This is a genomic window from Nibricoccus aquaticus (assembly GCF_002310495.1).
In the GTDB taxonomy this organism is placed as follows: Bacteria; Verrucomicrobiota; Verrucomicrobiia; order Opitutales; family Opitutaceae; genus Nibricoccus; species Nibricoccus aquaticus.
On record NZ_CP023344.1, the window covers coordinates 4,203,342 to 4,230,340 of the forward strand.

Annotated in this window: 19 protein-coding genes; 8 read left to right on the top strand and 11 right to left on the bottom strand. The window is 61.6% G+C overall.

The features are described from left to right. Window positions 1–46 precede the first annotated feature (46 nt). The 4 genes from CMV30_RS16990 to CMV30_RS17005 all read left to right on the top strand — a co-directional run bounded on the left by CMV30_RS16990 (window position 47) and on the right by CMV30_RS17005 (window position 6,200). A complete protein-coding gene (locus CMV30_RS16990; protein WP_096057134.1) occupies window positions 47–595 on the top strand; it encodes an FmdB family zinc ribbon protein in 549 nt (182 codons plus the stop codon). A gap of 282 nt (window positions 596–877) precedes the next feature. Then, complete coding sequence (locus CMV30_RS16995) at window positions 878–3,457, top strand: ATP-binding protein (protein WP_175414930.1); 2,580 nt, start codon at window positions 878–880, stop codon at window positions 3,455–3,457. 4 nt (window positions 3,458–3,461) lie between these two features. Beyond that, window positions 3,462–3,905: a response regulator gene (locus CMV30_RS17000; RefSeq protein ID WP_096057136.1), complete on the top strand. Its 444-nt coding sequence runs from the start codon at window positions 3,462–3,464 to the stop codon at window positions 3,903–3,905. 12 nt (window positions 3,906–3,917) lie between these two features. Continuing rightward, entirely contained in the window at window positions 3,918–6,200 is a 2,283-nt protein-coding gene (locus tag CMV30_RS17005; protein WP_096057137.1) for a hybrid sensor histidine kinase/response regulator, read from the top strand. 200 nt (window positions 6,201–6,400) lie between these two features. Here the strand turns inward: CMV30_RS17005 and CMV30_RS17010 are convergent, their stop codons facing one another. From CMV30_RS17010 to CMV30_RS17040, 7 genes are all read right to left on the bottom strand, one after another. Next, complete coding sequence (locus CMV30_RS17010) at window positions 6,401–6,706, bottom strand: hypothetical protein (protein ID WP_138223354.1); 306 nt, start codon at window positions 6,704–6,706, stop codon at window positions 6,401–6,403. A 21-nt stretch (window positions 6,707–6,727) separates the two neighbouring features. Next, window positions 6,728–7,189 (bottom strand): hypothetical protein, encoded by a 462-nt coding sequence (locus CMV30_RS17015; protein WP_138223355.1) that lies wholly within the window; start codon window positions 7,187–7,189, stop codon window positions 6,728–6,730. Window positions 7,190–7,595: 406 nt separating this feature from the next. Beyond that, window positions 7,596–8,891 (bottom strand): phosphopyruvate hydratase, encoded by a 1,296-nt coding sequence (gene eno, locus CMV30_RS17020; RefSeq protein ID WP_096057140.1) that lies wholly within the window; start codon window positions 8,889–8,891, stop codon window positions 7,596–7,598. A 251-nt stretch (window positions 8,892–9,142) separates the two neighbouring features. Next, the gene (locus CMV30_RS17025; protein ID WP_096057141.1) at window positions 9,143–9,379 is read right to left on the bottom strand and encodes a type II toxin-antitoxin system RelE/ParE family toxin; all 237 of its coding nucleotides are present in this window, start codon (window positions 9,377–9,379) and stop codon (window positions 9,143–9,145) included. After that, window positions 9,376–9,588 (bottom strand): addiction module protein, encoded by a 213-nt coding sequence (locus CMV30_RS17030; protein WP_096057142.1) that lies wholly within the window; start codon window positions 9,586–9,588, stop codon window positions 9,376–9,378. The genes CMV30_RS17025 and CMV30_RS17030 overlap by 4 nt, the downstream gene beginning before the upstream one ends. A 96-nt stretch (window positions 9,589–9,684) precedes the next feature. Continuing rightward, window positions 9,685–10,122 (bottom strand): hypothetical protein, encoded by a 438-nt coding sequence (locus tag CMV30_RS19985; protein WP_096057143.1) that lies wholly within the window; start codon window positions 10,120–10,122, stop codon window positions 9,685–9,687. A 31-nt stretch (window positions 10,123–10,153) separates the two neighbouring features. Then, a complete protein-coding gene (locus CMV30_RS17040) occupies window positions 10,154–11,176 on the bottom strand; it encodes an ankyrin repeat domain-containing protein (protein ID WP_096057144.1) in 1,023 nt (340 codons plus the stop codon). A gap of 147 nt (window positions 11,177–11,323) precedes the next feature. Between CMV30_RS17040 and CMV30_RS17045 the strand changes: the two genes are divergently transcribed. Then, window positions 11,324–11,752 (top strand): response regulator, encoded by a 429-nt coding sequence (locus CMV30_RS17045; RefSeq protein ID WP_096057145.1) that lies wholly within the window; start codon window positions 11,324–11,326, stop codon window positions 11,750–11,752. A 201-nt stretch (window positions 11,753–11,953) separates the two neighbouring features. On the opposite strand, the gene uvrA is transcribed toward CMV30_RS17045, so the two are convergent. Then, complete coding sequence (gene uvrA / locus CMV30_RS17050) at window positions 11,954–17,950, bottom strand: excinuclease ABC subunit UvrA (protein ID WP_096057146.1); 5,997 nt, start codon at window positions 17,948–17,950, stop codon at window positions 11,954–11,956. A gap of 214 nt (window positions 17,951–18,164) precedes the next feature. Then, window positions 18,165–19,253, bottom strand: a complete 1,089-nt coding sequence (locus CMV30_RS17055) for a glycosyltransferase (RefSeq protein WP_096057147.1) — start codon at window positions 19,251–19,253, stop codon at window positions 18,165–18,167. A 53-nt stretch (window positions 19,254–19,306) separates the two neighbouring features. Here CMV30_RS17055 and CMV30_RS17060 point away from each other — a divergent pair, with 53 nt between their 5' ends. The 3 genes from CMV30_RS17060 (at window position 19,307) to CMV30_RS17070 (ending at window position 22,626) form a co-directional block, all read left to right on the top strand. Next, a complete protein-coding gene (locus CMV30_RS17060; protein WP_245844286.1) occupies window positions 19,307–19,795 on the top strand; it encodes a phage holin family protein in 489 nt (162 codons plus the stop codon). A gap of 145 nt (window positions 19,796–19,940) precedes the next feature. Next, the gene (gene lpdA / locus CMV30_RS17065) at window positions 19,941–21,338 is read left to right on the top strand and encodes a dihydrolipoyl dehydrogenase (RefSeq protein WP_096057149.1); all 1,398 of its coding nucleotides are present in this window, start codon (window positions 19,941–19,943) and stop codon (window positions 21,336–21,338) included. 226 nt (window positions 21,339–21,564) lie between these two features. Further along, window positions 21,565–22,626, top strand: coding sequence for a GTP pyrophosphokinase (locus tag CMV30_RS17070; protein WP_096057150.1), 1,062 nt, complete (start codon window positions 21,565–21,567; stop codon window positions 22,624–22,626). A 9-nt stretch (window positions 22,627–22,635) separates the two neighbouring features. Here the strand turns inward: CMV30_RS17070 and CMV30_RS17075 are convergent, their stop codons facing one another. Both CMV30_RS17075 and CMV30_RS17080 read right to left on the bottom strand, forming a co-directional pair. Continuing rightward, window positions 22,636–25,782 carry an efflux RND transporter permease subunit gene (locus tag CMV30_RS17075; protein WP_096057151.1) on the bottom strand — a complete coding sequence of 1,049 codons (3,147 nt, stop codon included), beginning with the start codon at window positions 25,780–25,782 and terminating at the stop codon, window positions 22,636–22,638. After that, window positions 25,779–26,999 carry an efflux RND transporter periplasmic adaptor subunit gene (locus CMV30_RS17080; RefSeq protein WP_096057152.1) on the bottom strand — a complete coding sequence of 407 codons (1,221 nt, stop codon included), beginning with the start codon at window positions 26,997–26,999 and terminating at the stop codon, window positions 25,779–25,781. The genes CMV30_RS17075 and CMV30_RS17080 overlap by 4 nt, the downstream gene beginning before the upstream one ends.

Consider the following 26,999-nt stretch of genomic DNA (forward strand, 5'->3'; position numbering starts at 1 on the left):
GCGGCGGCGGCTTAAGAAATGTCTTCACGTTACCAATCTGCGCCTCATGCCGATCTACGAGTATTACTGCCCGGATAACCATACGGTCTATCAATTCTTCGCGAAGACGCTCGCGCAGGGGCGCACGATCCCGAAGTGCCCGGACAATCCGAAGTTCCGGATGCAGAAAGCGGTCTCGGCTTTTGCGGTGACCAGCGGCGGGAAAAGCACCGAGGCCGGTGAGGCCGCTGGCGATGCGGGCGCGCCGGGCGATGCAGCGGAAGATGCGCGCATGGAGGCGGCGATGGGGGTGATGGAGAAAGAATTTTCATCGGTGGACGAAAACGATCCGCGCGCGATGGGGCGGATGATGCGGCGGATGGCGGAGATGACGGGCGAGAAGATCGACGGCGAGATGGAGGAGGTCGTGCGCAAACTCGAAGAAGGCGCCGACCCAGAGTCGCTCGAAGATCAACTCGGCGGTGGAGGTCCGTCGGATGAAAATGGTCAAGGCGGACCGGGAGGGCCTGCACCCGAGCCGAAGGAGAAGCGGCATCGCTATAAACCGGCGCAACGCGCGCTCAGGCGCGATCCGGCGCTGTACGATTATAGCTGAGCGCGGAGCCTGCAGCAGCGGACGCAAGCGACGGTCAGCGGCCGGCAATCGAGAGTGGACGCTTCGTGTCGCGGTTGATTCGCTGAGCAAACGGCGCAGCAGGGTAGAGTGAAGTTATGCTGATCGCGTCTGCGAAATTACGCAGGGAACCTGTGTGAAGATGCGCAAAGGACGGGCGTCCTTTTTTCCTAAACGCAGAAAGAACACTTTCCCCGCGTCCGATTTTTGTTAGCCGTATTCCCGGTGATGAGCGGGACAAATGATAAGATAACCCTCTGGGCTATGATCCTTTCCTGCGCGGTGCTCATTACCGTGAGCTGGCTGGCGGTGAGGACGATCCATGCGTTGCGCGATGCGAATGATCGCGTGGTGCACACGCAGGAAGTGCTGGTCCGGCTGGAGCGGTTGAAGTTCGATTTGAAGGGTGCGGAGTCAGCCGCGCGCGGTTTTGTGCTGGAGCCGAAGCCGGTGTTTATCGACGAAATCGCTGAGAGCAGGATGGGAATTGAACGCGGACTCGATGAGCTGAGCATGCTGGTGAGCGACAACAGGCGGCAGGTGGATGGCCTGGTGACGCTTCGGCCGCTGATTGCGCGGAGGCTGGGTCTTATTCAGGAAGTGGTCGCGTTGCGGAGCGGCGGCACTCTCACCGATGCGGTGAGGGAGCGCCTGTTGGGCGACGGGCTGGAAACGATGGCGCTCGTCATGGACGTCATCGAGGGCCTCGCGCAGCAGGAGAAATTATTGCTGGGGATGCGGGTGAAGCGATCGGAGGGCAGGCTCAACTGGGTGTACGCGGCCATCGGTGGAGGATTTTTCCTTAGTCTGATCCTCACGGGCTGGCCGATCTTGCGATTGCGCGGCGAGCTGCGTGAGCGCGAAAAAGCGCGCCGCCAGCTGGTCGCGTCTTCGGAGCGCATCCAGGATCTCTACAACCAGGCGCCGTGCGGTTATTTTTCGGTGAGTGGTGGCGGGCAGATCACGGCCATGAACGACACGTTGCTACGCTGGATGGGGCTGGAGCGGGCGGGCTTGACACGGCTCACGCTCGAAGCGCTTTGCGCGCCTGAGATGCGCGCGGATATCGCGAAATGGCTGCGCGGATCGGATACCTCAGCCGCGTTTCATGAACGTGAGCTGGAGTTCGTGGCGCGGGACGGAAAGAAGCGGCCGGTCTGGCTGACGGCGGCGCAATCGACGGGCGGAGTGGACGAGTGGCGGATCACGGCGGTGGACATCGCGGAGCGGAAACGCGCGGAGGCGGTGGTGGCGCACGCGCGCGATCAGGCGGAGAGCATCGTCAATACGGTGAGGCAGCCGTTGATCGTGCTGACGGAGGATCTGCGGGTCGCGTCAGCCAACCGGGCGTTTCACACGCTCTTCAATACGGATGAGTCGTTGGTCGCGGGGAGGCGTTTCGCGGAGATTTGTGACCGGCAGTGGAACGTGCCGGAGTTGTTGCGGGCGCTGGAGGATGTGGTGCCGAAGCAGAAAGCGGTGGAGGGTTTTGAGGTGTCGGTGAATCTGCCGAAAAAGGGGCGGCGTCTTTTCGAGATCAACGCGAGCAAGCTCTATCGTGCAGGCAACCACACGACGATGACGCTGGTGGCCATCGAGGATGTGACGGCGCGAAAGGATCTGGATGATGTTCACCGCCAGTTCCGCGCGCTTTTTGAATCGTTGCCCGGGCGTTATCTTGTGCTGTCTCCGGAGTTCACGGTCGTCGCTGTCAGTGATGCCTACCTTGCGATGACCATGACGAAACGCGCAGAGATTTTGGGGCGGAATATGTTCGAGATTTTCCCCGAGAATGCCGACGCGCCGACGACCACGGCTGGCAGCAGCGTGCGCGCGTCGCTCAATCGCGTGCTGCAAACCGGGAGCGCTGACACGATGGCGGTGTTGCGGTACGATATTCTGCGTCCGGATGGCTCGTTTGAGGAGCGGCACTGGAGTCCGGTGAACTCGCCGGTCTTCGGCGCTGACAAGAAAGTGGAGTACCTCATCCACCGGGCGGAGGACGTCACCGAGTTCGTGCTGGCGAAAAAATTGCAGGGGGATGAGCCGCAGGCGGGCGGGCAGGATACGCGGCGCGAGCGGCTGGAGACGGAGATGCTTTCGCATTCGCGCGAGCTGGGATCGGCCAACGAGCAGTTGCGCGCGCTCAACGAGGAGCTGGAGGCGTTTTCTTATTCGGTCTCGCACGACTTGAGAGCGCCGCTGCGGCATGTGGCGGGATTTTCCGAGATGCTGGCGGCGCACGCGGCGGAGTCGCTCGATGATAAGGGGAGGCGTTATTTGAAAACGATCACGGACTCGGCGGCGCGCATGGGCACGTTGATCGACGATTTGCTGATGTTTTCGCGCATGGGTCGCACCGAGATGCGTCGGCAAAAAGTGGCGCTCAATGAGATGGTGGCTACAGTGCAAGAGAGCTTGAAGCCTGAGATCAACGGGCGAGCGGTGATCTGGGACATCGCTGCGCTGCCCGAGGTCGAGTGTGACGTGCCGATGCTACGGCAGGTGTTCGCGAATCTTTTGGGCAACGCGGTCAAATACTCGCGCAAGCAGGCGGAGGCACGGATCTCCGTTTCCGCACGCAGTGAAAGTGACGTGATGGTGGAGATCACGGTGCGGGACAATGGCGCAGGCTTCGACATGAAGTATGCGCCGAAGTTGTTCGGCGTTTTCCAGCGGTTGCACAGTGAGTCGGAGTTCGAGGGCACGGGGGTGGGGCTGGCGATCGTGCGGCGGATCGTGCAGCGTCACGGCGGTCGCATCTGGGCGGAGAGCGCTCCGGGTGCGGGCGCGGCTTTTTATTTCACACTGCCGGTCGCCCGGGCGCGCGACGCAGTCTCTTGATTTTATGAACAACCCGACGAAAAAAATCCTGCTGGCCGAGGACAGTCCGCAAGACGCGGAGATGACGCTGGAGGCGCTAGCGGATTATCATTTGAGCAACAACGTGGTGCTGGTCGGCGATGGCGAGGAGGCGCTCGATTACTTGTTTGCGCGGGGGAAGTACGCGGGGCGCACCGACGGGAATCCGCTGCTGGTGTTGCTCGATCTGAAGATGCCGAAAGTGGACGGGTTGGAGGTGCTCAGAATCATCAAGAGCGATCCCAATCTGCGGACCTTGCCGGTCGTGATGCTGACGGCTTCACGCGAGGAGCAGGACGTGGTGAGGAGTTACCAGCTGGGCGTGAACGCTTATGTGGTGAAGCCGGTGGGGTTCCAAAAATTTGTCGAAGCGGTGAAACAGGTGGGCGCGTTTTGGACGATACATAATGAGCCGCCTCCCGGCGCGTAACCGCACGCCCACATGTCTGCCCTGCGCATTCTCCACCTCGAAGATGATCCGCACGATGCGGGCTGGGTGCATGCGCTCATCGCGAAGCGCTGGCCGGAGAGCCGGCTGGAGCGCGTGGATGGCCGGGCTGGTTTCGAGGCGGCGCTGGATGCGGGCGCACCGGATGTGATCTTGTCGGATTTTTCCATGCCGGGCTTCGACGGGCTTTCGGCACTGACGATCGCGAGAAAACGTTATCCCGACGCGCCGTTTATCTTTTTGTCCGGAACGATCGGCGAGGAGGTCGCGGTGGAGGCGCTGCGCAATGGAGCGACGGACTATGTGCTCAAGGACCGGAGCATCCGGTTGATTCCGGCGATCGAGCGGGCGCTGGGCGAGGCGCGAGATCATGCGAGGCGGCGCGAGGTGGAGCGCGAGTTGTTTCAGAGTCAGGCGCATTTCCAGCAGATCACGGAGAATGTGGCGGACCTGATCGTGGTGCTCGATACCACGGGACGGCGTATCTACAACAACCCGGCCTACCGCACGATCCTGGGCGATCCATCGAGCCTGCGCGGGACGATGTCGTTCGATGATATTCACCCCGCCGACCGTGAACGGGTGAGGGCGATTTTTTTAGAGACGGTGCGAACGGGAGTCGGGCAGCGCGCGGAATATCGTTTTTTGCTCGGTGACGGATCGGTGCGCTACATCGAGTCGCAGGGAAGCGTGATCCCGGATCAGCAAGGCGGCGTGGCCAACGTGCTGGTCGTCTCGCGCGATGTGACTGAGCGGCGGCGCAATGAAGAGCGTATCCGGGAACAGGCTTCACTGCTGGACCAGGCGCGAGACGCGATTTTCGTGACCGGGCTGGATGGGCGCGTGACGTACTGGAACGCGCAGGCGGAGGCGTTGCTGGGCTGGACGCGCGATGAAGTGATGAAACGCGATGTGCGGCCTTTGCTGTTTCCCGAGGGGAAATTCGAGTGCGTGGCGATCTGCCAGAAGGTGCGCGCCGACGGGCGCTGGCAGGGCGAGCTGCGGCCGCAGACGAAGAGCGGGGCAAAGTTAATTGTGGAAAGCCGCTGGACGCTCGTATGCGACGACCTGGGGGCGGCGAAGTCGGTGCTGTTTATCAACACGGATGTCACCGAGCAGCGGCGGATCGAGACGCAGTTTTTGCGGACGCAGCGTATGGAGAGCATCGGCACGCTCGCGGGAGGCATCGCGCACGATTTGAACAATGTGCTCACGCCAATCCTCGTGGCGGCGCAGGTGCTCCAGTCGCAGAAACTCTCCGCCGAGAGCGCCGAGATGCTGCACACGATCGAGAAGAGCGCGATCCACGGGGCGGCGTTGGTGAAGCAGGTGCTGATGTTTGCGCGAGGATCGGATGGCGAACGCGTACCGGTGCAGTTGCGCCACCTGATCTCGGAGCTGACACGACTGCTTCGGGAAACGCTGCCGAAGTCGATCGAGGTGCGCACGCGGATCGACGCGGGGCTGGGGCTGGTGATGGGCGATGTGACGCAGCTCAACCAGGTGCTGATGAATTTCGCGATCAATGCGCGCGATGCGATGCCGGGCGGTGGGACGCTGGAGATCGCGGCGCGCAATGTGACGCTCGATGCGGAGTTCGTACGCCAGCATCCCGCGCTGAAGACCGGACCGCATGTGTGTATCGGCGTTCAGGATTCGGGCACGGGCATCCCGCCGGAGGTGCTGGAGAGGATTTTCGATCCATTCTTCACGACGAAGCCGCCGGGGAAGGGGACGGGGCTGGGACTTTCGACGGTGTTGGGCATTATCAAAGGACATGGCGGCGTGGTGCAGGTGCGCAGCGAGGTCGGCAAGGGGGCTTGCTTCGATGTTTACCTGCCGGCGCACGAAGCGGTGGAAAAAGCGAAGACGCTGGATTCGCGTTCGCCCATTCCTCGCGGTCACGGCGAAGGCATTCTGGTGATCGACGACGAGCAGGTGATCCGGGATGTGTTTCTCTCGATCTTGCGGCGCTTCGGTTATCGTGGCTTTGAAGCCCCGGACGGAAAGACCGCCGTGGATTTATATGAACACCATCAACGCGACATCGCGCTGGTCGTGGTGGATATGATGATGCCGGGCATGGATGGGCGGGCAGTCATCCGCGCGCTGCGAAAAATAAATCCACAGGTGAATGTGATCGTTGTGAGCGGGATGCTGGAGAACGATCAGTTCAACGCGGATGGGGAATTCGGCGAGGTGGAGCTGATCCGCAAGCCGGTGATGTCGGAGCTGCTGCTGGGGAAAGTGGCTCAAGCGCTGGGCTCGCGGGGTTGAGTGCGATCACGTCTGCGGAGGACAACGCCGTCATAGGCAGGCAGGCCTATCGATTTGTGTCCGGCACTGTCCCTGAAGGCGAAGGCGGACGGGCGCTCATAGCGCACAGGGATGGACCGTGTTATCGGAATGCGTGTGCAAAGTGCAAAGTTTGACCCCTTTTTCCGCTTTTTCTCATCCTTACTGGTTCGGCTTTTTCTTCATGAGACGCTGATGCCATCAGACTCGCCGACTAAGTGGAGACTGCCTTCAGGACTGTGCATCTCGATTCGCTCTTTATTCTCATCTCGGGAGAGAACTGCGACCTGCTTGCCCTCAATCGGCCCAATGCCGATCGCAACTCCCTCGTCTGGATAAGCCAGTGCGGTATCGTGTGCGACGCGCTGCCAAGTCTCGACCGCGAAAACCGCACGGCCCGAATGAGACACTGTGAGGAGAGATCTTCCCGATGCGTCGAAGCCCATGGCGACAAGACCTCCGATCATGAGATGCGTGGGGCGCTTCATCTTTTGCCGAACGATCACTGGTCAGCCACGCCGAGCTGGCGACTGGAAATTCGAAACGGACCCCGTCGAGGCGTTGTGCTGTAACGACTGGTTGGGCTCTTCTTTCAGTAGCTCTCCAATCTTCGTCGTCCACACAGCGGCAGCCAGCGGCTCTGGCTTCGACTTGGTCTTCACCAGACCGCCGTCGAGTCTAAATACTTCCACTACGACAACACTCGAATAGGCGGCTTTCTGGCGCACCGTAATGCGAACCTCCTCGAACCAAGTCTTCTCGGCTTTCGTCCAGAATGCGTAGTGCCACTCGGCGCCATCACGCTTCGCTTCAAACAGTCGATCTACCGCAAGCTCCGGAAGCTTCTTTTGGAGAATCTCCGCGACACCGGAGCAGTGCCGATCAGCGACAAACGAGTCGGCGCGTAAGACGGCGGAGACGCATAGAAACGCGAATGATAGTCCGAGTGGCTTCATCTTTTCTTTGCCCAACAGTGTTATTCGGCTGCACTCGGTGCAGCCTTGGGGGTGGAGTTTCTCGCCATGACAAACGCCTAAGCGGCTAGCCGGTCGCGGTCGAGGTTCTAAATTTTTTGCGAGTGCCGCTTTACGCAGGTCGGTGCAGTTCCCGCGTAAAGCGGCACTCGCGACCACGGGGATCATGGCGTCGCACGAGCGCGAACCCTCCATGCCGGGCGTGGACGACACGGAGGTCGTCCCTCCATTAAAATGAAAAGGCCGACGGCGCTTGGGCGCGGTCGGCCTTGGGGAGAAATCACAGCGTGAAGTCGCTGCTACTGTCGCCGGGCGTGAAGAGGGCTCCACGCCCGGCGAGTCGGCGGGTTACGGTTAACCCGCCCTACCTTTGGCCTGAGCACGCTCAGGCCCTACAACGGAATCAGCGGCGGGAGAGCGGGAGGGCGCTGCGGCCGGCGTAGACGGCGTTCTTGCCGAGGAGCTGCTCGATGCGGAGGAGCTGGTTGTACTTCGCGGTGCGATCCGTGCGGCTGAGGGAGCCGGTCTTGATCTGGCCGCAGTTCGTCGCGACGGCGATGTCGGCGATCGTGGAGTCTTCGGTCTCGCCGGAGCGGTGGGAGAGGACGGCGGTGTACTTGTGGGTCTGCGCGAGGCGGACGGCGTCGAGCGTCTCGGTGAGGGAGCCGATCTGGTTCACCTTAACGAGGATCGAGTTGGCGGTGCCTGTATCGATGCCCTTCTGGAGGAACTTGGTGTTGGTGACGAAGAGATCGTCGCCGACGAGCTGCGTGGTGGCGCCGAGCGCGTTGGTGAGTTTCTTCCAGGTGACCCAGTCGCCTTCGGCGCAGCCGTCTTCGATGGAGACGATCGGGTAGTCTTTGCAGAGTTTGACGTAGAAATCGACGAGCTGGTCGCCGGTGAGTTTCTGGCCGGAGCTCTTCTTGAAGACGTAGGTCTCGTTGCCGGTGTAGAATTCGGAGGCGGCGACATCGAGCGCGAGGAAGATGTTTTTGCCGAGCTTGTAGCCGGCGTCTTTGACGGCGGCGGAGATGGCGTCGAGGGCGGCCTCGGCGGATTCGAGCTTGGGGGCGAAACCGCCTTCGTCACCGACGGCGGTGGAGAGTCCTTTTTTCTTCAATACGCTCTTCAGGGCGTGGAAGATTTCGGTGATGGCCTGGAGGCCGTCGGAGAACGTGGTGAAGCCGTGGGGCATGACCATGAATTCCTGGAAATCGATGGGAGCGTCGGAGTGGGCGCCGCCGTTGATGACGTTGGCCATCGGAACGGGGAGGACTTTGGCGTTGGGTCCGCCGAGGTATTTGAAGAGCGGCTGGTCGAGGTGGGCGGCGGCGGCTTTCGCGGTGGCGAGGGAGACGGCGAGGATGGCGTTGGCGCCGAGCTTCGACTTGGTCTCGGTGCCGTCGAGCTTGAGCTGGATGGCGTCGATCGTGAGCTGGTCTAGGGCGTCCTGGCCGATGAGGGCGGGGGCGATGATCTTGGAGACGTTGGCGACGGCCTTGCTGACGCCTTTGCCGAGGTAGCGCTTCTTGTCGCCGTCGCGGAGCTCGATGGCTTCGTGTTCGCCGGTGGAGGCACCGGAAGGAACGGCGGCGCGGCCGACGTGGCCGGAGGCGAGTTTGACGTCGACTTCGACGGTAGGATTACCGCGGGAGTCGAGAATTTCACGGGCGATGACGGAGGTGATCGAGGTGCTCATGGTTGGGAAAAGTGAGTCGTTGAAGCTGTGTGGTGGCGCGTGTGCGCGAGGGCGCAATGAAAGGAAGCGGGGGAGCAAGGGGAAGGCCAAAAGCGGCGGTGCGCAAAGGAACGCAAAAGATGCGGGGCGGGAACTCAGGCGTGCGCCGCAACGGAGGCGTGGGACTACAAGAGATGCGCACCTCGGGCAGGGATCTTATTTTGGCAGTCCGTGCTCATGCGACTGCTTGGCGTGCAGGACTCGAAAGACGATCACGCGGTCATCGATGATCTGATAGAAAGTTTGTACGGAAAACGTCTCATGAGCATGCGGCGAAAATTAAGGAAGTAGAGCCGTTCGCGTTCTGGCGCAGTCTCCAGCTGCCTTATCGCAATGGCTATTTCGTCGAGAAACTCATCGCCAAGTTGCGGGCGATTCCGGTCGTACCATGTTTGAACGGCGATCAGATCCTTTTCCGCTTTGCCGTGAAGAAACACCCTCCAGCTCATGCGCGTTTACGCAGGCGGGCCTGAACTTCGGACCAAGGTGAAACCGCGTTGGGATTAGCGTCATACGCGGCCTGCGCGTCGTTGAGCGCGTATTTTTCATAATCAGTCAGGCCAGCGGCTTCTTCCAGACGCCAGAGCTGCTCCAGGATTTCGCCGCGCTCTTGGGACGATAGCTTTGGAAGTTCGGCGAGAATTTCCGATTTGCTCATGGGTGGATTCTTGGACGATTTCGAGCGACGTTCAAGTCGGGTTATCCTGTCTTAACTATCCGTCGCTCGGGGGCCTACGCTCCTACACCTCTCCGTTCAATTCAGCCACCATTTGAAAACCTGGCCGGGGTCCCAGTAGGTGAGGAGGAGGCTGGCGGCGAAGGCGAGGAGGCTGATGATGAGGCGGGAGAAGGCGCGTTTGCTGTGACTCTTGGGTAGAAAGAATCCCCACATGAATGTCACGGAGCTGGCGGCGAAGAAGAGGCCGAACATGGCGGGCAGGAGCGAGCCGGAGGCGTCGTGGACGAAGGCGGCGAAACCGTGGAGCTGGGTCGGTGCATCGACGGCGGGGCGCGGGGCGTGGCCCAGCTGCATGCGGGCGGCGAGCCAGGAGAGGAATACGGGGACGGTGACGGCCATCGCGGAGGCGATGGCGAAGTTGGCAAACAGCAGGCAGCGTTTGCAGCAGCAGAGCGAGGCGCAGGGTTTTAGAGTGTGCGTGTGAGCTTGCTCCGGATTGACGGTACTTTCCATTGCGACGACTGGCTGGAGGGCTGGAGGAGAATCAGGCGCTGCGAGCGAGGCCCAATTTATTGAGCACGCGCGTGAAGGCACCTGGGGGTTTGGGACGGACTGAAGGGGGAAGTTGGGAAACGAAACCGCGGGAGACGGCGACGCGGATGGGGGTGACGCCGTCGTAGTTCCGGGTTTCGAGGTTTTGCGCAGTGAGGAGAGCGGGCGGGATCTGGTCGAGGTGACCTTCATAGGCGGCGGCGTGAAGCGGGGTGTCGCCGTGGTCGTTGCGCGTGAGAAGGAGTTCGGCAGTGAGCTCGGCGGCGGGGAGTTTATCGAGCTGGCCGCTTTCGGCGGCGGCGTGGATGACGGTGTAGCCGGACTTGCTGGCGAGCGTGAGGTGGGCGCGGGTGAAAAGCGCAGGAGGAATTTGTTCGAGGCGGCCGGCGATGGCGGCGGCGTGGAGGACGGTGTCGCCTGAACTGGTGGTGGCGAGGACCGCAGCGGGGGTGAGGAGTGCGGGCGGGAGCTGGCGGAGGTTGCCGTTGAGCGCGGCGACGTGGAAGACGGTCTCACCAGAGGCGTTGAGTTTGGTGAGCAGCTCGGGGGTGAGGAAATTTTTCGGGAAGCGGTCGAGGGTGCCGTTTTCGGCGGCTTCGTGGAGGAGGGTGTTGCCCAGATCGGTGTGGGACTGGACGGCTTCGGCGGTGAGGAGTGTGGGCGGGATCTGGTCGAGGTGGCCGTTGCCGGCGGCAACGTGGAAGACGGTGTAGCCGGAGTTGCTGCGGGTGTTGAGTGTCTCGGCAGTGAGGAGCGCGGGCGGGAAAAGGCTCAAGTAGCCGCCAAGAGCAGCGTGATGAAGCGGGGTGTAGCCGGAGTCGTTTTTGACGAGGAGATTTTCCTTCGTGAGGAGCGCAGCGGGCAGCAGACGGAGGGAGCCGTACTTGGCGGCGGTGTGAAGCGGGGTGGTGCCGGCGGAGTTGCGGGCGGTGATTTGCGCGACCGTGAGAGCGGCGGCGGCTTCGGGGGAAAGCAGCTGGTCGCGGAGGGCTGAATGGAGTTCGTCGACCGTCATACCGAGTGTCGTAAAAATCGGCGCAACTCCGTTAGTGGCAAACAAAAAGCCGGGTGGGAGCGTGAATGGAATGTGAACTTTTTTTGAACGCGTTGGGTGTGGGATTTCGGTTTGCCAACCGAGGCGTGCAAAACATGGTCTCGATTCATGAGCGAAGCCCCCGTGTCGAACGCAGCCGATCCCACTGTGAAGCGAGATGCCATCCTGGTGGTCGATGACGAGCGGCCGATTCTGGACATGTTCGGCTCCGCGCTTGAGACGCAGTTCGATGTGGTGACGGCGACGTCGGCGCGCGAGGCGGAGTTCGCGCTGAGGAAGAAGGCATTCAAGGTGGTCGTGGCCGATCATCTGATGCCGGGCGGAAATGGGATGAGTTTTTTGGTACGCTGCCGTGAGGAGTATCCGCACATGCAGCGCGTGCTCGTCACGGGTTACATGAAGCCGGAAATGCTTTTGAGGAGCGTGAACGAGGCGGCGCTCTATCGGTATTTGCTGAAGCCGGTGCAGATGACGGATCTGCTGCGCATCGTGCAGGACGCGGTGCGTGCGCACGATGTGGCGGTGAAAACGGCGTGAGCAGCGTGCGAATGCGGCGAGTTTCGCTGCTGGGCCGAAAGCGGACGATCTTTTGGTTAATCGCAAAGACGCGACGACGCTAAGGTCGGAGCGAAGGATGCTTGTGGAGCTGGGGGGCCCTCCCCCCGCTTAATGTAGTAAGCGAGACTGACGTTAAGCGCGGTGAGGGCACCGCGCCTCCAACGGGAAAAGGGAACGACCTTAAGCGCGGCCTTTGAGTTTAGTGCGGAGATAGGGCGCGGTGGGGGAGTCTTTGACTTTGAGGAGGCCGTCCAAGGGTCCTTGATACAAAAGCTGGCCGCCGTCGGGGCCGCCGACGGGGCCGAGTTCGATGATCCAATCGGCTTCGAGGAGGAGGTCGAGGTGGTGTTCGATGACGACGACGGTGTGGCCTTGGTCGACGAGGGAGTGGAGAACGCGGATGAGCTTTTCGCAGTCGCTCAGGTGCAGGCCGATGGTCGGTTCTTCGAGGAGGTAGAGGTTGTGCGGTTGCTGGCCGCGGCTGCGTTCGCGGTAGCTGGCGAGACCGGCGGAAAGTTCGGTGACGAGTTTGAGGCGCTGGGCTTCGCCGCCGGAGAGTGTGGGCGAACTCTGACCGAGGGTGAGGTAGCCGAGGCCGCAATCGACCATGAGCTGGCAGATTTGGGAGAGCTGCGAATGGAAATCGAAGAACTGGGCGGCTTCTTCGAACGTGAGCTGGAGGACCTGGCCGATGTTTTTGCCCTTCCATGCGATGTCGCTGAGGTCGGCGCTATAACGCGAACCGCGGCAGTCATCGCACGGCAAATACGTGTCGGGCATGAAGGCCATTTCGAGTTTGATGCGGCCGGCGCCGGAGCAGGTTTCGCAGCGGCCGCCCGCGGTGTTGAAGGAGAAGCGCGAGGCGGAGTAGCCGCGGATTTTTGCTTCGGGCAACGACGCGAAGAACTGGCGGATGAGGTCGAAGATGCCGAGGTAGGTCGCGGGCGTAGAGCGAGGGGTTTTGCCGATGGGCGATTGGTCGACTTCGATGACGGCTTTGAAGTGGGAAGCGCCGGTGAGTTCGTCGAAGGGCGGGAGCGATTTGGCGTCCGGGGTTTGAGTGAGTGTGTCGGCGGTGAAGCCGGTGGCTTTCACGAAGTCGCGGCCGGTGAGTTTGGTTTTCTTGGCTTTGATCGCGTGCGTGACGGCGGGATTTAAGAGGTCGCGGAAGAGCGTGGATTTGCCTGCGCCGCTTGGGCCGGCGGCCATGATGAGGCGGCCGTGCGGGAGACGGAGGTCGAAGTCTTTGAGATTTCGGAGGCGCGCGCCGGTGAGGGACAGAAAACCAGATGCCAGAGGCCGGATGCCAGAGTCGGAGTCGGCGGAGGGAAGAGATGAAACGTCTTTGGCGATGGCATTAGCTTTTGAGGTCTTGGCTGGCTTCTGGGATCTGGCTTCTGGTTTCTCGATTGGTCGGTACGCGCCGCGCAACGGATGTTTGATGCCGCGCGCGAGGAAGAGGCCGGTGAGGGATTTGTCGCTGGCTTTGATTTCGGCGGGCGTGCCGTTGGCGAGGAGATCGCCGCCGTGAATGCCGGCGGCAGGTCCGAGATCGATGATGCGGTCGGCGTGCTCCATGAGCTCGTCGTCGTGCTCGACGACGAGGAGCGTGTTTCCTTTGGCGCGGAGGGATTCGAGGGTTTCGATGAGACGATCGTTGTCGCGGGCGTGGAGGCCGATGGACGGCTCGTCTAGGACGTAGAGGACGCCGGAGAGGTTGGAGCCGAGTTGCGCGGCGAGGCGGATGCGCTGGGCTTCGCCACCGGAGAGCGTTTCAGTGGGACGGTCGAGCGAGAGGTAAGCGAGCCCGACGTGGTCGAGGAAGCGGAGGCGTTCCTCGATCTGCGGGACGATGTCTTGCGTGATGAGTTTGCCGCGGGCGTCGAGTTCGAGGGCGCGGAGGTTGGCGAGCAGTTGTGAGGGAGTTGTGCGCAGCAGATCGGGGAGAGAAAGCGGCGGCTGTTTCTTGGACGTGAAATGAAGTTTCACCGCGCGGGCGATGCGGTTGAGGCGGGCGCCGTGGCACTCGGGGCAGGGCTGGCCTTCCTCGGCGACGTCGTCGGCAGATTCGACACCGAAGGCGCGGAGGCGGAGGGCGGAGTCGGCTTCGTCGTCGTTGGCTTCCTCTTTTTCGAGCTGAAGCATCCACGGGAACACGCGGCCGTGGCCGCGGCAGGTCGGGCACCAACCGCGCGGGGAGTTGAAGGAGAATTGTTTTGGGTCGAGCTCGGGGAAGGATTCGCCGGTGTCGATGTCGGTGCGCGTGGTGGAGAACCAGGAGAGGACGTCGCCTTGGGGCGTGACGAGGAAGCAGGAGCCTTTGCCGAGGCGGAGGGCTTCTTCCAGAACGTTAGAGGCTAGAGGCCGGACGGCAGAAGCGGAGGGGGCGGAGGTGTCCTTGGCGGAGGTTTTAGATTTCGCGGCCTTGGCTGGTTTCTGAGATCTGGCTTCCAGATTCTTCAGGTCGGCGACAACGACTTCGATGTCGTGTTCTTTGTAGCGGTCGAGTTTTTGGAAGGTATCGACGCGCAGGAGACGGCCGTCGGCGCGCATCAGTTCGTAGCCGTGGTTTTCGATCCAGGTCGCGATGGGCTGGTGGTGGCCTTTGCGGCCGCGGATGAGCGGCGAGCAGAGGTAGAGGTGTTTGGCTTTCTTCGCTTTTGGGGTGGCGAGGACGCGGGTGAGGAGGGCTTTGAGCTGGCCTTGGGAAAGCGGCTCGACGGGGCGGTCGGTGTCGGGGTGATGCTGAATGCCCATGCGGGCGTAGAGCAGGCGCAGGTACTGGGCGACCTCGGTGATGGTCGCGACGGTGGATTTGCGGGAACCGCGGGTGACGCGTTGCTCGATGGCGACGGTGGGCGGGATGCCGGTGAGGCGGTCGATATCGGGGCGCGGGAGTTGTTCGACGAACTGGCGCGCGTAGGGCGACATGGACTCCATGAAGCGGCGCTGGCCTTCGGCGAAGATGATGTCGAAGGCTAGAGTGGATTTGCCTGAGCCGGAGACGCCGGTGACGACGGTGAGCTCGCGGTGCGGGATGGAGAGCGAGAGGTTTTTGAGGTTGTTCTCGCGGGCACCTTCGAGACGGAGGACGGAGGATGAAGGGAGTGCGGCGAGTGCGGCGCGATAGGGAGCGGGAGATTCGGCGGCGAGAAATTCGGTAGCGCCGCGGGCGTGTTCGTCGAGGGCGTCGCGGAGGAAGGGGCTCGTGGCGGTGTTGGCGGCGGCGATGGTTTCTGGCGTGCCCGTGGCGATGATACGGCCGCCATCTGCGCCGGCTTCAGGTCCGACTTCGAGGATCCAGTCGGCGGATTTGAGGACATCGAGATTGTGCTCGATGACGACTACGCTGTGGCCGCGATCGACGAGTGCGTGGAGAACGGTGAGGAGGCGTTTGACGTCGTGGCGGTGGAGGCCGGTGGTGGGCTCGTCGAGGAGCAGGAGTGCGCCGTTGGACGGAGCAGCGTTGTCGGGCTTCGTGGATTTGACGGCTGAGATTTCTCCGGTGAAGCCGGAGAGGTAGCGGACGAGTTTGAGGCGTTGGGATTCGCCGCCGCTGAGGGTGTTGAGCGGCTGGCCGAGCGTGAGGTAGCCGAGGCCGACGGATTGGAGGCTGGCGAGGCGGCTGCGGATGGTGGCGTGTTCGGCGAATAGCGTGAGCGCGTCGTCGATGCTGGTCGCGAGGAGGTCGGCGACGGAGCGGCCGTTCCAAGTGATGGCGAGGACTTCGGGTTTGAAGCGGCGGCTTTCGCAGACCGGGCAGGGGACGAAGACGTCGGAGAGGAATTGCATCTCGACGCGTTCGTAGCCGAGGCCCTGGCAGTGGTCGCAGCGTCCGTCGCCGCTGTTGAAGGAGAAACTCGACGGGCTGAAACCAGCTTCTTGGGCGGCGGGGGTTTGGGCGTAGAGTTCGCGGATAAGATCCCAGGCTTCGGTGTAGAGCGCAGGGTTGGATCGCGGCGTGCGACTGAGCGGGGATTGGTCGACGAGGACGATCTCTGAGAACTCGAGGTCGCTCTCGATTTTTTCGATAACGGCGACGTCTTCGGTGAGCAGGTGACGCTGGGTGAGAAGGCCCTGGTGGATGACGCTGTCGAGGAGCGTGGATTTGCCGGAGCCGGAGACGCCGGAGAGGCAGACGAGACGCTGAAGCGGGAGCGTGACGTCGACGTTGCGGAGGTTGTGCTTGGAGGCGCCGGTGAAACGGAGGGTGGGCGATTTTTTAGTGACGGGGCGGCGCATGCCCGGTGTTTCGATACGTTCGCGGCCGGAGAGGTAGGCGCCGGTGATGGCGGCGTCGGAGGCGAGGAGTTGGGGGACGTCGCCTTGGAAGACGATGTGGCCGCCGCGGCTGCCGGGAGTGGGGCCGACTTCGAGAACATGGTCGGCAGCGCGGATCATGGCTTCGTCGTGTTCGACGACGACGACGGTGTTGCCGGTGTCTGTCAGCGTGCGGATGATTGCAATGAGGCGGTCGATGTCTCGCGGGTGCAGGCCGACGCTGGGTTCATCGAGGACGAAGAGCGTGTCGACGAGCGAGGTGCCGAGGCAGGACGTGAGGTTGACGCGTTGGACTTCACCGCCGGAGAGGGTTTTGGAGGAGCGGTCGAGCGTGAGGTAGTTGAGGCCGACTTGCTGCAGATAACGGAGACGCGTGCGGATGGACTCGAAGGCGAGTTCGGCGCTGCGGGACGATTCGGCGGAGCGCGTGAGTAGCGAGGTGGAGAGGCCGACGAGTTCGAGGAGTTCGCTAACGGGAATCTGGTAGAGTTCGGGGAGAGTTTTACCCTGCCATTTCCAGCAGAGGGATTCGGGCTGGAGGCGCGTGCCGCCGCAGGCAGGGCAGGGGTTGTAGGCGCGGTAGCGGGAGAGGAAAACGCGCACGTGCATCTTGTACGTGTTTTTCTCGAGCCACTTGAAAAAGCCTTTCACGCCGTACCAATACTGCGGCCAGGTTTTGTTGTTCTCTTCGCCGTAGCCGGGCTCGCCATCGATGACGAAGGCGCGTTGCTCGGGCGTGAGTGAAGCGAAAGGAACGTTGGTCGGGATTTTTCGCTTCTTGGCGAACGTCATCAGGTCGCGTTTCGACTCGGAGTAGACTTCGCCTTCCCAGCACTTGAGCGCGCCGTCGTCGATTGACTTGGTCTGATCGGGAATCGCGAGACGGTAATCGATCTCGATGACGCGGCCAAAGCCGCGGCATTGCGGGCAGGCGCCGAGCGGGGAGTTGAAGGAGAAAAGCGCAGGCGATGCGGCGCGAAAGGTTCGGCCGGTTTTCGGCGAGTGGAGTCCGCGGGAGAAGTGGGCGACCTCGCGGAAGGTGGAGTCGGCGGTTGAGAAGAGACGGACTTCGTTGTGGCCGAAGTGGAGCGCGGTTTCGGTGGCTTCGAGGAAGCGGGCGCGGCTGGCGGCGTCGATGGTGACGCGGTCCTGGACGACGAAGATGTGGTCGCTGAGTTGGCTGGCCGGTGCGGACGGTTTCGCGGCGGAGAGGTCGGTCAGGAAATCGTCGATACGGTGGGCGGTCGTGTTGCCATCGACGGCAGGGACAAGGATGCGGACGTAGGACTGGCCTTTGAGGTTTTGGAGGATTTCGGGCCAGGTGAGGTTGTCGGGTTTCTTGACGCGGAAGGCGATGATCAGGGTTTGCTTCGCGTGGATAGCGGAGATTTTTTCCCAGATGGATTGCGGGGTGTCGTCTTCGACTTTTTCGCCGGTGACGGGGTCGAAGCATTCGGCGACGTGGCTGAACCAGACTTTGAAGAAGTCGGTGAGCTCGGTCATCGTGCCGACGGTGGAGCGCGACGTTTTGACGGTATTGGTCTGCTCGATGGCGATCGACGGGCGGATGTTTTCGATCGAGTCGACCTTGGGCTTGTCGAGGAGGTCCAGGAACTGGCGCGTGTAGGCGGAAAAGGTTTCGACGTAGCGGCGTTGTCCTTCGGCGTGGAGCGTGTCGAAAACGAGCGAGGATTTGCCGGCGCCGCTCAGGCCGGTGACGACGATGTATTTGCCGAGGGGAAGATCGAGGTCGAAGCCCTTGAGGTTGTTCTGGCGGACGCCGCGGAGGCGGATGGATTCGGGGGAGGGAACGGACCGCTCGCTGGTGCTCGCGGCTAGGGCGGAGGCTTTGCGGGAAACGGAGGCGGCGGTGGGCTTGGCGGTGCGTTTGGACACAGGGCGAACACCGATGTACACGCGGCGCTGGAATTCAACTGCGCGATGAAGATGACGGCCGTAGTTGGGATGATTACTGACAGGACGGTGTCAGGATTGGCGGAGCGTACAGAAATTCCAGAGAACGGACGACACGGCGATCGTCCCTCCAGGGAACGAGCGGAGTCGAACCGGCGGGGTTAAGGCTAACCCGCCCTACCTTCGGAAGCGCGAGCTATGCGTGGAGCAGGCGCTGGAAGAGTTCGAGGTGGGCGGCGGCCTGGCGCTCGGGGGCGAAATGCGCGGCGGCGTAGGCGCGGACGCGGGTAGATTCGTTGGTGCGGGTGGTGGCGTCGGTGAGGAGCGGAGTGAGTGCGGCGAGAAAAGCGGATTGGTCGCCGGGAGGGACGACGAGGCCGCCGCATTCGGCGACGCCGCTGACTTTGTAAGCGACGGACGGGAGGCCGTGGGCGTGGGCTTCGACGAGGAAGTTAGAAAGAGATTCGCTCTTCGACGTGAGGACGGCGAGGTCGGCGGCGTGGTAGAGCGGACGTGGGTCGGACTGGAAGCCGGTGAATTTTACGCGGTCACCGAGATTTTTGGAGACGACGAGCGCTTTGCAGTCGGCGAGGGCGGCGCCTTCGCCGCCGAGCCAGAGCTGCCAGTCGCGGTCGCGCGGAAGTTGAGCGGCGAGTTCGATGAGTTCGCGTTGATTTTTTTCGGGGCGAAACATCGCGACGCAGAGGAGGACGATGGTTTTTTCGGAGGCAGCGAAACGGGCGCGGAGTTGGGCGCGGTCGTTTGCGGCGGTGGCGGGATCGGCGGTTGGAGCGAAGACGAGGGAGTTGTGGATGACGCTGATTTTGTCCGGCCGCACAGCGTAGTTTTCGACGAGGATTTTTTCGGAGACGTGGCTGTTGGCGATGACGTGACGGACCTGGTGCAGCGAGTGCACGAAGAGCATGGGCAGGCGTTTGCCGGTGCGCATGGTGCAGAGCATGGCGCTGCCGGGGAATTTCACGCGCAGCATTTGGTTCACGGAGCCGGCGTTGCAGTTGGCCATGCGGCCCATGCAGAGGATGATGTCCGGCGCGAACGAGATGACTTTCTTGAAGAGACCGGGTGCGAACCAGTCGAGGTGTGTATCGAAAGGCTGGAGCACGATGCGCGGGAGGTCGGCGGCGGTGGGGCCGAGCGCTCCGCCGGGGCGAAAAGTGAGGAGGGCGGCGTCGTGACCAGCGGCGATGAACGCGCGCGTGAGCAGGATGGACTGGCGTTCGGTGCCGCCGCTGCGGAGGCGGTCCTGGATGACGAGAATTTTCATTGCGCGGGAAATGAGCCGTCGAAGAGTGGGCGGCTCAGATGAAACATCCGTTTGTGCAACTCCTGGTTCGTTGGTGCGTGCTCGCCGTGGGCGTGACGATGGCGACGAAGCTGGTGAATGGGATTCATTGCGACAGCCGGGAGACGTTGATCGTGGTCGTGCTGCTGCTGAGTTTCTTCAATGCGATCCTGAAGCCGGTGCTGATGTTATTCGCGATGCCGTTCATCGTTATGACGCTGGGGCTGGGGATTGTGGTGATCAATGCGTTGTTGTTCTCGTTGGTGGGAAACCTCGTCAACGGCTTTTACGTCGATGGATTCTGGTCGGCGATTGGCGGAGCGATCATCGTCAGCCTGACCAATCTCGTCGCGAATGCGCTGCTGGGTAATCAGGGGCCGCGCGGGCCGCGTCCGCCGGGCGGTGGCGTTGGCGGCGGAATGGGTGGACGGGGATTTGGTGGCTTTGGCGTTCCGCCGCGGCCACAGGTGAAGCAGCCGGAGAAGAGTGTGCCGCCGGGCAAGGGCGATGTGATCGATATCTGAACGCGTTCGAGCACGCCTATGAAGCTGGAGCGCGGATGCGAGGTCCGGCCCTACTAGGATTTGGGGTGCGGATTTTCCCGTTTGACGGTGCTGGCGGGGGGCGTGACGGTTGCGGTTTTCCGCGAACTCACACCTCTTTCCTACCATGGCTGAAACCACTGAATATGACCTGATCGTTATTGGCGGCGGTCCCGCGGGCTACGCGGGCGCGATTCGTGCCGGACAGCTCGGCAAGAAAGTTGCCTGCATCGAAATGGAGCGCGCGGGCGGCACGTGCCTTAACTGGGGTTGTATTCCCACGAAGGCGCTGCTGAAGAGCGCGGATCTCTATCAGAAGATCAAAAAATCCGAGTCGTTCGGGATCAGCGTGAAGGATGTGTCATTCGACTTCGCCAAGGTCATGGAGCGTTCGCGCGGCGTTGCCACGCAGATGGCCAAGGGCGTGGAATTTCTCTTCAAGAAGAACAAGGTCGATTATATCGTCGGCAAGGCGCAGGTGAGCGCGCCGGGCATGGTCTCGGTCACCGAGGGCGAGCACAAAGGAAAGTTCTTCAAAACGAAAAACATCCTCATCGCCACCGGCTGCAAGATGCGCCGCATCCCCGGTCTCGAGTACGACGGCGTGCGCGTGATGACTTCGCGCGAGGCCCTCGCGAACACGAAGCTGCCGAAGTCGGTGATCATCGTCGGCGCCGGCGCGATCGGCGTGGAGTTCGCTTATTTCTACAACGCGTTTGGCACGAAGGTGACGCTCGTCGAGATGCTGCCGCAGATCGTGCCCGTCGAGGACGAGGAAATCGCGAAGACGCTGCACCGCTCGTTCGAGAAGCAGGGCATCGTGATTCACACGGACACGAAGTGTGAAAACTTCCGCGTCGGTGCGGACGGCGTGAAGGTCGATCTCGTGAAAGGCGACCAGAAGACCGAAGTCGAAGCGGAGCTGTTGCTCTCGGCTATCGGCGTCGTCGCCAATGTCGACGGCCTCCTCGCGGGCAACGTGAAGCCCGAGCTGGAGAAGAATTACCTGAAGGTCGGTGACGATTATCAGACCTCGATCAAGGGCATCTACGCCGCCGGTGACATCATCGGGCCGCCGTGGCTCGCGCACGTGGCGACGTTTGAAGCGGTCAGCTGCGTCAATGGCATCTTCGGCCACGGCAAGCCGAAGCGCGTGCAGAAGTTTCCTGGCTGCACCTACTGCCAGCCGCAGATTTCCAGCACGGGCCTCACCGAGAAGGCCGCGAAGGAAAAGAAGCTCGATTACAAGGTCGGCAAATTCCCGTTCACAGCGTCGGGCAAGGCGGTCGCCTCGGCCGACAGCGAAGGCTTCGTGAAGGTGATCACCGATGCGAAGACCGGCGAAATCTACGGCGCGCACATCATCGGCTCGGAAGCGACCGAGCTCATCGCCGAGTACGGCCTTGCGATCGAACTCGAAGCGACGGTCGAAGAAATCCACCAGACGATCCACGCGCACCCGACGTTGAGCGAAGCGGTGATGGAAGCCGCCGCGGCTTCACTGGGTGAGGCGATTCATATTTGAGCGAGTTGATCACCAGACAAAGTTTCTTAAACGCGAAACGGCCGGAATTTTTTCCGGCCGTTTTTTGTGCTTCGAGGTGTGGGCGATAAGTGAGCTAGGAGTCGCTAGCTCGATATAGCCGTTATCGGATTGGTCTAATGCTATTTGCAGCTCGACCGTCTGCCGGGGTCGATCTAAGTCCTATCAGGAGGAGAACAGCATAAGACCAAAACGTTCTGTTAGATTTATGACTGACGACTTGGATAGCGTAATAGCGGCATACCGTAAAAATCTTCCTCTCTATGCATCCTTTGCGAACAAGGTGCGCGATTTGGTAGATGAGCTGCTAGTCATAAATAAAACCAAATTTCATTTTGTAGAAGCTCGGGCTAAGTCGCCAGAAAGTCTGACGGAAAAGCTGCAGCGTCCTGGTAAGTCATATTCAAATCCGCTCAGCGACATACCTGACCTAGTTGGAGTACGTGTAGTTTTGTACTACTCGGACGACGTCGCAAAAATAGGCAAAATGCTGAAAGGGGAGTTTGAGCTGATAGGAGAAGAGTTAGGTCATCAGCCCAAAGGTTTGTCTGCAGATCGATTTGGGTATCTCTCACTTCATTGCGTACTGCGCCTTGCTACCCGCCGTTCTAAATTATCTGAGTGGAGTAGATATAAAGGACTGCACTTCGAGCTGCAGCTACGCACAGTTCTTCAGCATTCTTGGGCGGCGGTTTCTCATGCTCTGCAGTACAAGAAAGAAGGCGATGTCCCGCACGAGCTACGTAGGAAACTCCATAGATTAGCTGGCCTATTTGAGTTGGCTGATGAGGAGTTTCTGGAACTCAGGGATCTTGCGGCGGAGAAGGCACGAGAAGCCTCCGTTGCGGTAAAAAAAGGAGTCGATGAAATCGGGTTAGATATATCTTCGCTCCAAGCCTTTGTTAGGCAATGGAAGCCATTGAAAGATGTGCTGAACGAGCTTGAAGCCAGAGGTATAAATCCCGCGGATCTAGAAGACGTCAGGGATGAAGAGGAGCCGCATAATTACCTCGGCGATATCGTGGAGCATTGTGAGCGGATTGGCATCAGAACAATTAGCGAATTGAAGAAAATGCTATCTAAGGATTTCACCAGTTTTGTAGAATATGTCGCCGAACCGCGGTGGTGTATGGGGGTAGAATTCGTGCTGTATCTGTTGTTGATTGCTTCCAGACCGAAGGATTTCTCAGTTGAAATTTTAACTCATGCGGGCTTTCACGAAAATATCGCTAAGCGCGTCCTCAATGCTGCGGCTAAAGCACAAACGTGATTGGATTCATTAGGCACGAGTTACCGTTGGTTTTGCGACTAGCACTGTAGGCGAGTGGGCGGGATCAGTGTGAGTCGCGGTGCGGCGGAAGAGGCCTTTTAAACGCTCCATGTAGATGTAGAGGACGGGCGTCAGGTAGAGCGTGAGGAGTTGGGAGACGACGAGGCCGCCGACGACGGCTAGGCCGAGTGGGCGGCGGGATTCGGCGCCGGCGCCGATGCCGAGGGCGATGGGAAGTGCGCCAGCCAAGGCGGCGAAGGTGGTCATCATGATCGGGCGGAAGCGGGCGACGCAGGCTTCGTAGATGACTTTTTCGGGGGAGAAGTTGGCGCCTTGTTCGCGTTCGGCGGCGAGGGCGAAGTCGATCATCATGATGGCGTTCTTTTTCACGATGCCGATGAGCAGGATGAGACCGACGTAGCCCATGATGTTGAGCTCTTCGCCGAAGAGCCAGAGCGTGAGCAGCGCGCCGAGGCCGGCGGCGGGCAGACCGGAGAGAATCGTGAGCGGGTGGACGAAGTCTTCGTAGAGAATGCCGAGCACGATATAGATGACGAAGATGGCGAGGATGAGGAGCAGGCCGATGTTACTCATCGATTGCTGGAAGGCCTGGGCGGTGCCTTGCAGTGAATAGGAAATCGAGGGCGGCAGGCTTTCGGCGGCGCGGGCGATGGCGGCGGTGGCATCACCGAGCGCGGCGCCGGGCTTGAGGTTGAATGAGTAGGTGACGGCGGCGGATTGACCGATGTGGCCGACGGTGAGCGGGCCGACCTTGGGCTTCACGGTGACGACGGTGTCGAGCGAAACGAGTTCGCCGGTCGAGGTGCGCAGGTGGACGGAGCGCAGCGAGGCGGGATCGAAGCCGAGCGCGGGGTCGATCTCGAGGATGACGTAGTATTGCGCGTTGGAGGTGTAGATCGTGGAGGCCTGGCGCGTGCCGAAGGCGCTGTAGAGCGCGCTCTCGATGGCGGCGGGTGAAATGCCGAGGGCGCCGGCGCGGTCGCGGTTGATCTCCACGCTGAGCTGCGGGCTGGTGATCTGGAGATCGGAGTTGAGGTCGGTGAGCTCGGGGAGTTCGCGGAGTTTTTTCTCAAAGTCGCCGGCGGTGGCGTAGAGGCTGTCGAGATCGGAGCCGGAGATGGCGACCTGGTAGAGCGCTTTCGACGCGATGCCGCCGATGCGGATCGTGGGGGGAACTTGTGGATACGCGCGGATGCCGACGACTTTGGAGAGGCTGGCGCGGAGTTCGTTGGCGACGATGAATGCGGAGACGCGTTCGCTGCGGTCTTTGAGGCGGACATTCATCGAGCCGGTGTTGGTGCCGGTGCTGCGGCCGCCGCCGATGCTGGACTGGACGGCGTCGACCGCGGGATGGTCTTTCACGATGCGCGCGGCCTGATCGAGGTAGGTGCGCATGGCGGTGACGGAGGTGCTCTGGGCGGCCTCGATGTTGACGTTTAGCATGCCCTGGTCGTCGGTCGGGATGAAACCCTGGCGGAGCTGCGTGAAGAGGACGCCGGTGAGGACGAGCGAGACGACGGCGGAACCGATCGTGATCAGACGGTGGCGCATGAAAAACTTCAGCGAGCGCTCGTAGGTGTGGAGCATACCGTCGAACATTTTTTCGCTGAAGCGGTAGATGCGGCCGTGTTTTTGGGCGTGCGCGTGCGGTTTCAGGAAGCGGCTGCAGAGCATCGGCGTGAGCGTGAGCGAGACGATGCCGGAGACGATGATCGACGCGGTGATCGTGATGGCGAACTCGTGGAGAAGCATGCCGAGGACGCCGCTCATGAACATGAGCGGGATGAACACGGCGATGAGCGAGAGCGTCATGGAGAGAATCGTGAATCCGATCTCCTTTGAACCGATAAGGGCGGCCTCGCGGACGCTTTTGCCCATCTCGATGTGACGGACGATATTTTCGAGCATCACGATGGCGTCATCGACCACGAAGCCGACGGAGAGCGTGAGCGCGAGGAGCGAGAAATTATCGAGGGTGAAGTCGAAGAAGTGCATCACCACGAATGTGCCGAGCAGCGCGAGCGGGATGGCGATGCTGGGGATGACGGTGGCGGTGGCGGAGCGCAGGAAGAGGAAGATGACGAGGATGACGAGTGCGATGGAGAGCAGGAGCGTGAACTCGACGTCGTGGACGGATTCGCGGACGGCCTGCGAACCGTCGCGGAGGATCTCGAGTTTGATGGCGGGTGGCAGTTCCGCCTCGAATTTCGGGAGCGCGGCGCGGATGGCGTCGACGACGGCGACGGTGTTGGAGCCGGGCTGTTTCAAGATACCCAGCATGATGGTCGGGCGCGCGCCGTCGGCGGTGTAGACCATCGCGGAGACGCGGGTGTTTTGGATGCTGTCGATGACCTTGGCGATCTGGCCGAGGCGGACGGGCGTGCCGTCGCGCCAGGCGACGATGATCTGAGAAAATTCTTTGGCCTTCGCGAGCTGGCCTGTGGCGGTGATCGTGTAGGTCTTGGCAGCGCCGTCGACCTGACCGGTGGGTTGATTGACGTTTTGGGCGGCGAGGGCGGACTGGACCTGATCGATGGTGATGCCGCGGGCGGCGAGCTGGCGCGGATCGAACTGGACGCGGACGGCGTACTTTTGGGAGCCGTACACATTCACATCGGCCACGCCGGTGATCATGGAGATCTGCTGTGCGAGGATGTTCTCCGCGTAGTCATTCACCTCGGAGAGCTGCAGCGTCGGCGAGCTCATAGTGATGAAGAGAATCGGGCGGTCGGACGGATTGGATTTCCGGAAAGAGGGCGGCGACGTCATCTCGTTCGGCAGCTGACGTTGCGCGGCGGAGAGTGCGGTCTGCACATCCTGGGCGGCGCTATCGATGTTTCGATCGAGGGAGAATTGCAGCGTGATGCTGGTGCTGCCGAGTGAGCTGGTGGAGCTCATCGAATCGATGCCGGAGATGGTGGAGAGCTGGCTCTCGATCGGCGTGGCGACGGCGGTGGCCATCGTTTCGGGCGAGGCGCCGGGGAGGGAGGCGTTGATGCTGATGGTCGGGAACTCGACGTTGGGCATGTCGCTCACCGGAAGGATGCGGAAGGAGATGACGCCAAAGACGACGAGGGCGACGGTGAGCAGCGTGGTCATCACCGGCCGCTTGATGCAGAGCTCGGGGAGATTCATGGCTGGGCGGAGGGTTTGGCTTCGGACTTGGTGGCCACGGCGTCGGCGGGCTTTTGTTTGCCGCCGCCGTTGCCTGCGCCGGAAACGACGACTTTGGAGCCGGAGAGCAGGCGGAGCTGGCCGTCCGTGACTACGGTTTCGCCGGCTTTGACGCCGTCGATCACGACCTCGTTGCCGGAGGTGATGCCGGGATGAATGAGGCGGACCTCGATGGTGTTGTCGGGCTTCACGACGAAGACCTGCGAGCCCTGTTGTCCATCGACGACGGCAGTGGCGGGAACGAGGAATGCGCCGGGCTGTTCACCGATCTTGATGGAGAGCGTGACGAACTGGCCGGGCCAGAGCTGGGCGTCTTCGTTGGCGAAGTTGGCGCGGAGGGCGATGGTGCCGGTGTTGAGGCCGACGGTGTTGTCGACGAAGTCGAGTTCGCCGGTCCAGACGCGTTTGGCGTCGGAAGGTTTGCGGGCTTCGACGGTGACCTTGCCGGCTTTGAGGGCGGATTGAACGGCATCGAGATCGACCTCGGGCAGGGAGAAATTCATGCCGATGGGCGCGAGCTGATTGATGGTGAGGAGGGGGGTGCTGGCGTCGTTGGCACGGACGAGTGAACCCTCGCGGAGAGCGAGGCGGCTGGTGCGACCGTCGATGGGCGCGCGGATCTCGGTGTAGTCGAGATTCAACTTCGTGGTGGCGGCAGCGGCTTCCTGGACGGCGACAGAGGCGCGGGCGCTGGTGGCGACGTTGGTGTACTGGCTGAAGTCGGTGTCGGAGACGGCCTTTTGCTCGTGGAGTTTGGTGTAGCGCTCGAGGTCGGCACTGGCCTTCTCGAAGTTGGCGCGAGCTTGGGCGAGTTGAGCTTCGGCCGAGCGGGAGGCCGCAAGGAAAGGGCGTTGGTCGAGAGTGACGAGGAGATCGCCCGCCTTCACGTTGTCGCCCTCGCGAAAGTGGACCTTGGTCAGCACGCCCTCGACCTGACTGAGGATGGAGACGGTGTGGAGCGGCTGAACGACACCGACGGCGGCGCGCGTGACGGGAACGTCACGCTGAGTGACCGCCGCGACCTTCACAGGCACGGGTGGCGCGCCTGCGCGTTGGGCGGAGGGCTTTTTGCAGCCATTGAAAATCAGGAGCGTCGAAAAGAGTGCGACGGGGAGATACCGGGAAACGTACACGCGCATAGAGGAGCGATGCAGACAAAGTGTCCGCGTCTCAAGCAT